General features: G+C 36.9%; 10 protein-coding genes. 3 read left to right on the plus strand and 7 right to left on the minus strand.

The window, feature by feature from the left end; translation table 11 throughout:
• The first annotated feature begins 89 nt into the window (after nucleotides 1-89).
• The 3 genes from ACLHG9_RS02490 to ACLHG9_RS02500 all read left to right on the plus strand — a co-directional run bounded on the left by ACLHG9_RS02490 (nucleotide 90) and on the right by ACLHG9_RS02500 (nucleotide 3,929).
• On the plus strand, nucleotides 90-653 hold the full coding sequence (locus ACLHG9_RS02490; protein ID WP_410219937.1) for an RNA polymerase sigma factor: 564 nt from the start codon (nucleotides 90-92) through the stop codon (nucleotides 651-653).
• Complete coding sequence (locus ACLHG9_RS02495) at nucleotides 646-1,380, plus strand: hypothetical protein (RefSeq protein WP_410219938.1); 735 nt, start codon at nucleotides 646-648, stop codon at nucleotides 1,378-1,380. The genes ACLHG9_RS02490 and ACLHG9_RS02495 overlap by 8 nt, the downstream gene beginning before the upstream one ends.
• A 104-nt stretch (nucleotides 1,381-1,484) precedes the next feature.
• On the plus strand, nucleotides 1,485-3,929 hold the full coding sequence (locus ACLHG9_RS02500; RefSeq protein WP_410219939.1) for a bifunctional YncE family protein/alkaline phosphatase family protein: 2,445 nt from the start codon (nucleotides 1,485-1,487) through the stop codon (nucleotides 3,927-3,929).
• A gap of 112 nt (nucleotides 3,930-4,041) precedes the next feature.
• Here ACLHG9_RS02500 and ACLHG9_RS02505 read toward each other — a convergent pair whose 3' ends face one another.
• The 7 genes from ACLHG9_RS02505 to ACLHG9_RS02535 all read right to left on the minus strand — a co-directional run bounded on the left by ACLHG9_RS02505 (nucleotide 4,042) and on the right by ACLHG9_RS02535 (nucleotide 12,895).
• On the minus strand, nucleotides 4,042-5,184 hold the full coding sequence (locus tag ACLHG9_RS02505) for a thioredoxin family protein (RefSeq protein ID WP_410219940.1): 1,143 nt from the start codon (nucleotides 5,182-5,184) through the stop codon (nucleotides 4,042-4,044).
• A gap of 6 nt (nucleotides 5,185-5,190) precedes the next feature.
• Nucleotides 5,191-6,360: an aspartyl protease family protein gene (locus ACLHG9_RS02510; protein WP_410219941.1), complete on the minus strand. Its 1,170-nt coding sequence runs from the start codon at nucleotides 6,358-6,360 to the stop codon at nucleotides 5,191-5,193.
• Nucleotides 6,361-6,370: 10 nt separating this feature from the next.
• A complete protein-coding gene (locus ACLHG9_RS02515; protein ID WP_410219942.1) occupies nucleotides 6,371-7,558 on the minus strand; it encodes a TlpA family protein disulfide reductase in 1,188 nt (395 codons plus the stop codon).
• 64 nt (nucleotides 7,559-7,622) lie between these two features.
• Entirely contained in the window at nucleotides 7,623-9,005 is a 1,383-nt protein-coding gene (locus ACLHG9_RS02520; RefSeq protein WP_410219943.1) for a TlpA family protein disulfide reductase, read from the minus strand.
• 78 nt (nucleotides 9,006-9,083) lie between these two features.
• A complete protein-coding gene (locus ACLHG9_RS02525) occupies nucleotides 9,084-10,634 on the minus strand; it encodes a PKD-like family lipoprotein (protein ID WP_410219944.1) in 1,551 nt (516 codons plus the stop codon).
• Nucleotides 10,635-10,652: 18 nt separating this feature from the next.
• Nucleotides 10,653-11,426, minus strand: coding sequence for a DUF4843 domain-containing protein (locus ACLHG9_RS02530; protein ID WP_410219945.1), 774 nt, complete (start codon nucleotides 11,424-11,426; stop codon nucleotides 10,653-10,655).
• A gap of 17 nt (nucleotides 11,427-11,443) precedes the next feature.
• Nucleotides 11,444-12,895, minus strand: coding sequence for a RagB/SusD family nutrient uptake outer membrane protein (locus tag ACLHG9_RS02535; protein ID WP_410219946.1), 1,452 nt, complete (start codon nucleotides 12,893-12,895; stop codon nucleotides 11,444-11,446).
• Nucleotides 12,896-12,905: the final 10 nt, after the last annotated feature.

The raw sequence follows: 12,905 nt of genomic DNA on the forward strand, positions 1-12,905 counted from the left end.
TTTGCAAAATGTTACCCTTGAAATTTTAATTTTTTTTGAAAGAGCTAAAAAACTATTTTAGAAGAGCTTATTGAGTTTAGCTGACAGGTATGGCAAAAAAAATACACGAAGATCAAAAGTATATTACTGCATTGCTCCATAATGATACATTGGTTGTGAATGAGATTTATAAGAAATGCGCCGTAAAGGTGAAGTCGTTCGTTACCTTTAACAATGGCAGTGCCGATGATGCCGCAGATATTTTACAGGAGGCTCTGGTAGATATATACAATCAGGCTAAATACAAAAATCTGGAACTCACTTGCCCGTTTGAACCCTTTCTTTTACTGGTATGTAAGCGTAAATGGTTAAATGAATTGAAAAAAAGAGCTGTTTTACCGGTAACAAAAACAGATGATGATTTATTACATGTTGGCGAGGATACATTTGAACAGGCAGAGCAACTGGCATTACAACAAGAACAGGCTAGTATGTTCTTAAAAGCATTTGCTCAATTGGGCGAACGTTGTAAAGAAATCTTAAAATGGAGTATGAAAGGCGAAGCTCAGGAAAAGGTAGCTGAAATTTTAGGTGTTACTTATGGATATTTGAGAAAAAAGAAATCTGAATGTATGGCTGGTCTTATAAAGTTAATAGGTAAAAATCATGACTGAGGACAAAATTTTATTAACGGCGCGATATATTGGCGGTGATTTAGATGCGGCCGAAAGCGAACGGTTTGAACAAAGACTGCTTACAGATACAGAACTGCAACAATATGTAGCACAATATAAGCGAGCAGAAGAAAACCTGAAAATGCATTTTGCTCATGACCAACAGCGTGACCGACTCCGGTCTACTTTGCAAAATTTCAATCAGCAATATTTTACCGTAGATAAGATGACAGATCCTAAGATTGTTTCTTTAAAAACTTATGTCAAATGGATATCTGTGGCGGCTGTACTGGTAATAAGCTTATTTATATGGGCACCTTGGAATGACAATCTATACAAGCAGTATGCAAATGATAATAAGATGCTGGTTACCGAACGTGGCCAAACCGCTTCTGACTTAGATAAAGCCGCGGTTTTCTATAATCATCAGGAATTTGACAAAGTTGCTGTTATTTTAGCAGAGCTGTATAAAAAAGATAGCGAGAATGCATTAACCGCGTTTTATTATGGTTGTTCATTAGCAGCACTTGATCAGCATGAAAAAGCTCGTGGAATATTAGAAAAACTGGCAGCAGGTAATTCTGTCTATAAATTTGATGCTGCGTATGCAATTGCCTTAAGCTATCTTAAAAATAACGATAAAGCGAATTGTAAACTGTGGCTTGAGAAAATACCTTCAGGAACCGCTAAATATGAAAATGCGCAAAAGTTGTTAAAAAAATTGTAAGGTAGAGGAGGCAGAATAAGTAAAAATGTAATCACAGGATTAAATTTTTATTAATTCTAAAAACGAAGCTTTTGTCTTTTTGCATAATTTTATAATTATGTATCATGAAAAAGATAAAAGTTCTATTGCCCGTTATCTGCTTTTTAAGTATACCTTATTTACTTTTTGGACAAAATAAAATTGTTCAGGAGCTCGAAAGCAGCAAAGTAGGTTTGCCCAATGGCTGGACACTCACCCCTACGGGAACACAACTTCAATTGGGCGATTTACCCTTAAATTTAGTGATCAGTCATAATAAAAAACTGGCTGCCGTAACCAATAATGGGCAAAGCACACAAACTATTGAGCTGATAGATATTGCACAAAAAAAGAAAACAGATAGCATCGTTATCGCTAAATCTTGGTATGGCCTGGCTTTTTCTTCAAAAGATGATCTGTTATATGTATCGGGAGGCCATGATAATATGGTAAAAGCCTATGCGGTTAATCAGGGCAAATTAAGCTTACGAGATTCTATTGTACTGGGCAAGGCCTGGCCTAACAAAATTGGCATCGCAGGACTGGATATTGATGATAGAATTCGCAAAGAACTTTATGTGGTAACCAGAGAAGATAAAAAGCTTTATGTAATTGATTTGCAGACTAAATCTGTAAAATCTAAGATTGATTTAGGTGCAGAGGGCTATACCTGTAAATTATCTCCTGATCTTAAGTATTTATATATCAGTGTTTGGGGGGTAAAGAAACTTTTGGTATGGGATACGGCCTTACAAAAAGTAATTAAAGAAATTAATGTGGGGAGCCACCCAAATGAAATAACGCTGGGCAAAAACGGAAAATGGTTGTACGTTGCCAATGCAAACGACAATTCTGTTTCTGTAATCAATACAAAAGATAGAAAGGTAATAGAGACATTAAATGCTGCTTTATATCCCAACGCACCAAGTGGTTCTACAAGTAATGGTGTAGCGCTTTCTGAAGATGGAAAAACATTGTATATAGCAAATGCGGATAACAACTGCCTGGCGGTTTTTGATGTCAGTAAGCCAGGTAAATCATTTTCTAAGGGCTTCATCCCTGTTGGTTGGTATCCAACAAATGTAAAAGTGGTAAATAAAGAAATTCTGGTAACCAATGGTAAAGGACTTTCTTCCAAAGCAAATCCTCAGGGACCAAATCCTACAGATAAAAAAGAGAAAGTAGACCGTCACTCTGGCGATGTAAATAAGCCCAAGGAAATACAATATATTGCCGGTTTATTTAAAGGAACATTAAGCTTTATAGGTATTCCGGATCATGAAAGATTAGCTGTTTATTCACATGCAGTGTATCAGAACACGCCTTATTCAAAAGATAAAGAGCTCAATGCAGAGGGAGAACCCGGAAACCCTATTCCAATGAAAGTTGGCGATCCTTCGCCAATCAAATATGTTTTCTATGTAATTAAAGAAAATCGTACTTATGATCAGGTTTTAGGCGATCTTCCGCAAGGAAACGGAGATCCAAATCTATGTCTGTTTGGAGAGAAAATAACCCCTAATCAGCATAAAATTGTAAAGGAATTTGTGCTTTTAGATAATTTCTATGTAGATGCAGAAGTTAGTGCCGATGGGCACAACTGGAGTATGGGGGCCTATGCCACAGATTATCTGGAGAAAACCTGGCCTTCGAGCTATGGTGGCAGAGGTGGCAGCTACGGTGGAGAAGGAGAAAGGGAGATTGCCAATAACAGAGATGGCTTTATCTGGGATAATGCAAAACGTCATCAGGTAACTTACAGAACTTACGGAGAATTTGCAGAAAAGGGAAAACCAACTGTAAAATCATTAGAGGGTCATGTAGCAAAAGATTATACCGGTTATGACTTAAGTGTTGCGGATACCACACGTGTAAGGCAATGGAAAACTGATTTTGACCGATTAATTAGAGAAGGGAAATTACCGCAACTTAGCACCATTCGTTTTGGTAATGACCATACAGAAGGCATGAGGGCAGGTAAAAAAACACCTTATGCACATGTTGCCGATAACGATCTGGCCGTGGGTATGTTTGTAGATCATATTAGCAAAAGCCCAATTTGGAAAGAATGCGCTATTTTTATTCTTGAAGATGATGCTCAAAATGGGCCGGATCATGTGGATGCTCACAGAAGCACTGCTTATCTGATCAGTCCTTTTGTGAAAAGAAAATTTGTGGACCATACCATGTATTCTACTTCGGGAATGCTCAGAACCATAGAACTGATCTTAGGAATGAAACCGATGACACAATTTGATGCTGCTGCAATACCGATGTGGAGATCATTTACCAGCAAAGCAGATTATACTTCATTTAATCATGTACCTGCTAATGTTGATCTGAATGAAAGAAATCCTGCTACAGGAAAACTTGCAGAATTAAGCAGTAAGTTTGACTGGTCTAAAGAGGACGCTGTTCCTGATCTGGTGTTCAATGAAATTCTTTGGCAGGGACTAAAAGGAGAAAGTGCACCAACCCCCACAAGAGCTGCATTTTTAAAGATAAGCGCCAAGAAAGATAAAGATGACTAAATCTTATAAATAGCTTAGAAATTGAAAGAGCCGGTAAGTACCGGCTCTCTTTTTGGGAGCTATTAACTATCCTAAATTAAACAGCAGCATCCACTGCTGAATTTCTTTTATGTTATTTGGCTGTTATCAGCATATCTTCCAGATCTTTAAATGGGATTTGGTATTTTTTAGATTTATCGATAGCCATTTGTATAAACTTTTTATACCCCGCCATATTTCCTGCCTTTTTATTTGCGGAAGCTGCGGTTTTGATCAGCTCCATGCTTGCTTCTGGCGTAATAATGGCATCTGCCCATTTGCAGAATAAATTAGCCACTTGGGGATTGAAACCTTTTTTTCCGATAATGCTGCTATATAAAGCACTGAAATGGAAAGTATAGAGTACAGGATTAGTAATGGCAAAATTTAAATAACCTACAGTGTCTTTTTTCTGCCTTAAAAAATAAGCTTCACCCAAAGTTTGAAGATTAACTTTCCAGCTATCTGCCGGGAAGTATTTTTTATGCTGGCTAAGAAAATTATTAAAGGCTTGTTCCGAGTTATCGTTCTTTATAGATTTATCCAATGCGGTAAGCAGTGCTTTGTCAACTACCGGTTGCAATACATCAGCTCCATATAAACTGGCATAAGTCGGGTAATTCTTAATTACAAGATCAGCTACTTTCTCGTTGGCCGTTCTGGCAATTAAGAAAGGCATTAAAGCATTTTTTGCCTTAAAATCAGTAACGCTGCTGGCATAATCTTCCAATGCCTGGGCTGTTAATCCTTTTCGTGTAAGGGCAAAATTTACATATAAAGCAGGATAATCGCTTTCTTTATAGCTGGCAGAGTAGCCATCTAAGTATTTATTTTTAACAGCGTTTTCTTTAGCAGTTTTTAGCAGATTTATCAAGTCTCCGGGATCTTTAAAGCCTGATGTGTTTAAAATCAAGCGACCTTCTGCATTGAGTACTAAAAAAGTAGGAAAGCCATTAAGAATATGTTGTACTTTAAGCGTATCGCCCAGCTTATCTTTAAAAATGTTCACTTTCAGTAAAATGAAATCTTTATTTATGGCTTTACTTACCACAGGATTAGGAAATACATCCCGGTCCATTTCTTCGCAGGGAATACAGCCTGTAAAATAACAGTCTACAAAAACAAGTTTATTGTTTTTTTTAGCCTGTTCAAGCACATCTTTTAAGTTCTCCTGCGCAAATGATATACCGCTAATAAAAAGCAATAATGCGGCTATTAAAAATTTAATGGGGTTCATAGTGTGTTAATGATTTAAGGTTAAGGTTTGAGGTTTTCCATCTTTTATATACTCAGCCTTAATAGTGTTTCCCGCTGGTAATTGTAAGATCTGCTCTAGTTTTTTGGGATCTTTAACCAATTGTTTGGTGCTTATATTGTTAAGACTGGTGATAATGGTACCATCGGGTAGCCCATTCTCATAGGCTGCCGGGCTTGTTTTCCCGGAGATCTGTAGCTCGCCAAAAAGATTAAAGCCTAACAGATAGCCACCCAGAATAAAATCGTGAGGATAGGCGTATGAATGATTTGGTGTTAAATAGATTTCGTTCTTTTTGCGGTTAATGGTAAAGTTATAACGGGTAATAATGCGCATCCCGATAGAGCCATCAAAACCAGGCGACCAGTTTTCATTTTGCCCACCACCTGCCATTAAAGTAATAGGAATATTTTTTAGAGCGGGTACATTGGTAAAAGAAAATGCTGAGGCACGTCCACCAAAGGTAGGGGAGGCAATCCCCATACTTACCGTGCTCGACTGGTATTCAGATTTAAAGCCGCTAACCAACAGTTTGTTTTGCTTAACAAAAGGCCTAAAACAAATTAAGCTGTAACCGGCACCGGTATCAAATACAAATTTGCCAGTATAGGTTTTGCCGGGTAGCAACTCAACATTACCATCTATGATAAAAATACCACTTGAGCTCGAAACAGGAACAATGGTGGCTGTTTTTTCAGGCTGGTAATCATCAAAATTATAAAGAGAAAGCTGGTAGGTGTTGAAATCAATTTTGGTAATATAACGAAAGGTCATGGCGTTACCAATAATGCCATCAAGTCCTTTAGATAATTCGTTAAAAATAGCAATACTCTGCCCTTTTAATACAAAGCCATTGTCAAAAGTAATATCGTTACCAGCAGAAACAGATATATCCATGCTGCCACCTACTACAGATGCTTTTTGCGTACGGGTAACCTTTAATCCGATTGTATCGGCTAAAGCTTTGCTTACCGCCATTCCATCTGCTCCGGTATCAAATAACAAACGTAAGGTACGCGAGCTGTTGTTAATCCTAACTTTAAGCACGATGGAACCATTTACCATCTCAAAAGGAATAGTGGTTACCGCTTGTTGTGCGCTGCTGCTTAAAAATAAGCACAGCGCTACAAGGGTAAAAACTAATTTATATAGTTTCATTGTGTGTGGTTTAAAATCCATAAATTTTTTCGAGAGCACGATCAATATCATCGGTGGCGCTGGCCGATATACGCAACAATATTTTGCCTTCTTTGTCTACCAGTATTTTGGTAGGAAAAGCCATAATGTTATAGTCTTTAACAATATCCTGCTTTTCAATACCATCTTTATTTAAAATATGAGTCCAGTTGATACCATCCTCGGCAATAGCTTTTAACCATGACTTTTGGGCTTCTTCAATGGTGTTCCCACGTTCATGGGCTACGGCAATAATTTCAAAACCTTTTGAATGGTATTTTTTGTAAAGTTCTTTCAGATGAGGGTGGCTTGCTCTGCAGGGACCGCACCAACTACCCCAAAAATCAAGCAATACCACCCGTCCTTTGTAATTGGCCAAATTAACCAGATTACCATCTTTATCTTTTCTTTCAAAATTTATGGCAGGAGAACCTGCGGGCGTACTGCTTACCTTTTTTAAGTAGCTGTTGATACCTGTTGCCAGTGGATGATTTTTATATTTATTAGAAACCGTATTCCATATATTCTGATAATCCTGCGCGGTGTAATAATTTTGCATACGGCTTAATAAATATACCGTAGCCAATACATTAGGATTTTTGCGTACAAAGTCTTTTTGGATATCCCTTATTTTGTTGCTTCCTATATTTAATTCTTTTTCTAACTGGGCTTCGCTTTCTTTAAGTTGTTTTTGATGATACCTTGCTTCAAACAGATCGCGATAAATGGTATAGTTTCTTACCTCATATTGGTTGACCAGTTTTTTGTAAGCAGTTAAAGCATTGTTTTCTTCATCTCCATTTACCTCTGCAAACTGTAATAACCAGATATCTCCATTGATGTTAAGATCTTTGTTATAAATGAACAGGTCCAAGTTAGGCGCCGGAGCACCATAATTACTTTCTCCTACTTTTGCATTTAGGCTTCGGTCTAATGAAGTATATAAGCTTGCTACAACCGGAATCTCTTGTTTGGGTACCTTTAGTGAAAAATTACCCTGAGTGGCTATGGTTTTAACACTTGTTGTCTGTCCTTTTTCATTTTTGAATACAATCCCTACGGTTTGGTTATCCATCTTATTTAGATGACCTTTAATGGTAATGCTATCTGTTTGGGCATTGGCCGATAAGGAAAAAATGGACAAAGCAAGAGCTATACACAATTTTTGCAGTGTTTTCATCTGATGAGTTTTAGTTTTTAGAAAGGACTGTAAAGAGGGTATCGTAATACCCCTCTTTCAGCTTTTATTTTGCAGCTTCAGCTAATAGCAAGGCTTTTAATTTAGGATCTGAAGGACGTGGAGAATCTACACTTACAATTTTTCCATTTTTATCAAATACCAGAAAGCGGGGGATAGTGTTCACTTTATAATATTTAGAAAACTCGTTGTTTACACCGGCAAATAACTGCATACCTCCCAAACCTTCATCTTTGATCATCTGTAACCATTTTTCTTTATCCTTATCAGCATCAGTAGAAATACTTACAATCTGTACCGGATGGCCTTCCATATCTTTTTCTAATTGTTTAAGAAATGGAAATTCTGCGCGACAAGGTCCACACCAGGTTGCCCAAACGTCAACCAATACCACTTTACCTTTTAAGCTGGCAAATGATACCTGTTTACCGTTTTTATCAGGATAAGTGAACTGTAAACCATCAGTACCTGGTTTATAGGTTAATAACGGAGCGATTAAAGCATTGTCTTTTTCTTTCTGCGCTTTTGTAATGATGTATTTCCCAAATTGGCTTGTAATTCCTTTATAATCATCATAGTTTTTGTAACGGCCTAAATTCTCAAGAACAAGATCTCCTTTTAAAGTGTCGTTTGGCACATATGAAAGTGTAATCAATAGACCTTCAGCTCCCGGTTTATACGCTTTATTATCCTGACGCATATTTACACCAATTAAAGCAGAGAGCACACGTTGTCCCCATGGATAGTTATATACCTTGGAAGTTGTTTTTGCAATATCTTGAGCTTTTAAAGTTCCATAAAAGGGGCTGTATTCTTCAACGCTTGGATGTGCAGAGCGTGGCGTGTTCAGGAAATTGGTTGCATAACTAGCTAAATCCATCTGCATGATATTTTTGATTTCTCTATCAAACTTTGGATTGCCTGATGCTTTGCCATTTAAAAAGGCTTTGGCTTTGGCCACAATTTCCTCCTGTTGAGGGAAATAATCAACAAATGTACTTTGTACTCTGCTAAAATTAACAGCTTTTTGGTATAACGGTAAGGTAAGTGCACGCCATTGTGCTAAAATTGTATTCTCCTTAGAGTTTAATTTGCCATTAAGAACGGCAGTAGAATCATTGATGGTAACATCTAACTGATCTCCAGATTTAAAGTAAAATGCATGGTTATCATTTGGGCCAAATTCATTTCCTGTACCGATAACATACAATCCTTCATATTCAGGATAAAATAAGAAACCAAACTTTTTATCTGAAGATAATGTACTGGTACTCATTTCAATGGTACGTCCATTGCTTACTTTAAATAATTTTACAGGGCTTGGATATTTTTTATCAAGCTGCCCTTTAATTTGAACAGGTTGCTGAGCTAAGCTAAACGTAGCTGTTGCAGCAAGTAATAATGCGGTGGTTAAGGTTTTTTTAATCATTTTCAAAGTTTACTTATGTGTTTTAGTTCATTATAAAAGTTACTTTCCGGATTAAAATAAACCCGGAAAGTTTTGTTTTTACCATTGCGTGGTATATGTACCTTCAGAAACAGAAGGGGAGATATATAATACATCTCTTGCTATACCCGTACCTTCAAGCGTTACTATAGGGCCTCCGGTTATACTGCCAGATGCCTTGTTGAACATGCGTATTTTATAATTTCCTCCTGTTTGAGAACCAATCATAATGAAATTATAGGCATAAGCGGCCTCAGAGCTGTAGGCTTTATGGCGGATAAAGGTTACTTCTTCTCCGGCAGGAAGGGTATATTCTAGTTTTTCGAAATTATTGCTCAGATTTCTGCTCCATATCTGGTTGCCATTAACAGAGAAATACATAATGTTTTCCTGTCCGTAAGGTACAGTAAAGTTAGCGCCATTATATGCCTGTTCAGTAGTATTGATAGGGGTGTTGGTAAATTTTATCATAAACTGGTCGGCAAATATTTCTGAAATTGTTTTTACTGCGGGATTATTTTTGTCCTGAAAAATGGCGCAGCCTGTAAGTGCATAACGATATGCAGGAGCTGGTAAATAAGTAGCATTTTTAACGCCCATATAAAGCAACTTCTTGTTGGTGTTGGTTCCAGACATGGCAGATCCTGCATCATCAGTAACAGATGATAAAGATGTGCCGTAACCTGAATTTAATGCTACAAAAGAACTGCTGGTTTCATCATACATATAGGCATTGGTAAGCCAATTTGACATGTAGAATTTAGAGAGATTGTAAGGAGAGTTATTGGCATCTCTTAAAAAACGTCCACCAAAGATACCTACGTTGGCAGAGTTATTAACAATAGTATGTACCTGGCCTGCATTTATTAAATAATATGCGCTACTTCCCAGAAATGCGTAACAAGGGCCTCTTGTAGCAGGAGCCTCGAAAAATATATTATCATAGGTACGTATCTTTTTTAAGGTATTGATGTAAATGGCAGCAACGTCTTTGCTGGTTGATAACATCAATGCTTTGGTGTTGCCTAAGCTTCCGGTAACATCTGATTTGTAGCTGGTATAATAACTTAACAATTGTGCTTGCCCTGCTAATTTAGATCCGTTAATGGCGCTATAGATATTCTCTTTCTTGCTTTCCGGAATGATGTTGGTTGGTGTTAAGAACATATCCATGTCGGCCTGTGAACCATCATCTTTTGCAACATACCATCCTCTGGTAAATTCAGTTACAATATTAATATTTGAGGTAAAATATTGAGAATACTTAGTGCTTTTATTGGTAACTCTGTATACCAATACCCATCCTTTTGCGGGTTTTTTAACCGCATAATTCAAGTTTTTTGTTTTTGCCAGTGTATCTAATACCGGAACAGATCCTTGAACATTGGTTTCATAAATGCCCCACAGGTATTCAAACTGAGCATTGGATTCTGTAGAGCTCACTTCAGGATTAATTACCAGATTATCTTTTTCTGATACCACTGTATAAGTGGATTCCATTCCTTTTACCGTAATATTTTCTTTTGGACGGTAATCATAGTTACTATGATCTTTAGCGCATGAACTTAGCAGTGCAACTAAAGCAATAAGGGATATATAGATTCTTTTCATTGTTTTCATTTTTTAGCATTAAGGGAAAACCACCAGTTCGTCATTTTCATCTTTGAGCGGATTGCCAGGATGCGCATTGTTGTAATCTATCAATGCAGTTTTAACCATCATCTGGTAATACGACATTAAACCTCCGGTGGCATATAAACTATTGATAAAATCATCATCCCATTTTTGACCTGTTACGTTAATTAAAAAGGCATGTTTGGTTATGCTGTATTTACCAAAATAATACTGAGAAAATGAAGTAGTCCATTGAGGAGGTTGACTTAATCGGTCTGTAAATTCTACTTTTCTCCATATCAGATTAGGTTCTCCCAGTTGAAAATTAGAATCAGATACAATTTTGAATTTTAGCTTAGGAGTTGTTGTTTTTAAGCTCGCATCACGTAACAGTACAACTGGCACTCTGGTGTGAACACTACCCGCTTTAATAACATAGAATTTAGTAACCTTAGGGTCGTTAAAAGCCACGTAATGTTTACCGGCCTCTGCATTTAGAACATTAGGTAATTGCTCTTGAACCAAAGTAAATGAGCGATCGGTATTTTTAGTGCCTCCAATAGCATATACATCAAAAAAAACGGTGTCTTGAGTTACTGTCGCATCTTTATAATAAAAAGTATAAGCTTTAAGCGTATCAGCTAAGTTATAAGAAGTAGTATAGATACGATTAGGCTCAGGCCCAAACTGTAACCTAGCTATATCATTATATAAGTAATACTGATCTTGTTTACATGCTGTGAAAGCTGCTGCTATAGCTAACACAAATACATATTTTAAATTTTTCATTTTATTAAAACTTTATATTAAATAGCCTCAGTTTTTGGTACAGGTACTAAATAATTTATAGTAGCTGCCGATGGAGCAAATAAGAAACTAGCTTTAGGGATATTTAATCTCTTATAATTAAAAAATCCCTGCCCTTCTGCATAAAACTCTTTACGGTATTCTTTTATGATTTCTGTTTGCAATGCTGTAGGGTTAGCCGGTACGGTCATATTGCCGATATTGCGTGAAGTTCTGAATGTTTTAAAATATTCTATTCCTTCTGCGTAAGGTGCGGTTTCGGCAGCAATTAAATACATTTCGCTTAACCTGAGCATAGGGATTTGCTTGAAGTCTGTGCTTGAGGTTACCAAATTGTTGGCTGCGGCCTGATATTTTTTAATTACGTAGCATTTTGTGCCATTGCTCAGCGTAATGAGTTCCCATAAACTACTTTCTCTGATATCAGTACCTGTATTGCCATACAATTGCGTTTTAATGGTACTTTCTGTAGTGCCTTTCTTGTATGTGCCAGAGCTGTATCTTGAAGTATATTTATTATACATGTCAAAATCATATAAACCAAATAAATGCTCGCTGGTTAATACAAAATCTTTAGCTGTATAATCAGCTATGGTGCCTAAACGAAACTTATTGGTACCATCTGTATTCTTGGCATCAATTACAAGTTTAGCAGATTCATAGGCTTTAGGAGCGTCGTTAAACCATAGGTAAACTCTGGCTTGTAAACCTTTAACCGCATAATAATTCATTCGTAGATAACGGAAAGCAAAAAAGGTATCACTTGGATTAAAACCTGAGCTCACGCTAGGGTTTTTCAACTGATTAATGCTGTATTGAATGATAGGATCTACACTTTTAATTATGCTTTCTGCATCATTTAGATCTTTATATAATGCGTTTTGAAATTCTGTATAAGATACTCTGGCATTAGGCTTGTTAGATAATACAGTAACATATGGTAACATAGCACCAGCTGTATTTCCGGGAACCGGTCCAAATAATCTAAGCATATCAAAATGCAGATAAGCCCTTAAAGCAAGGCACTCTCCTTTGATCATTTCATACAGACCTGGAGTTGTAAATATACTTTTCTTAGCATCTATTTGGCCAAGAATAGCATTTATACTTGCAATGGTGGCATATTGTTGTCCCCATATATTTTCAAAACTTCCCTGTACACCGGCATCGCTATAATTAAACAGACCTAAACGCTGTTCATTACTGTTAGAAGTAACATCCCAGCTTGATGTAAGCGATTCTATCGTGGTTTGGGTTAATGCACCTCCATAGGTATTATTATTTTTCATTTGTATGTAAACCCCGGTTAAGGCATCTTTAAAACCTCCCTCAGTGCTGAATATCACATCCTGAGGCATCTGGGTTTTAGGGTTTACGGTTAAGTATTTTTTGCATGAAAAGAACATTCCGGCAAAAAATAGCACGATTAATATTGAATTAAATTTTTTCATTGCTTTAGTT

It is taken from the genome of Pedobacter sp. (assembly GCF_046462515.1).
In the GTDB taxonomy this organism is placed as follows: Bacteria; Bacteroidota; Bacteroidia; order Sphingobacteriales; family Sphingobacteriaceae; genus Pedobacter.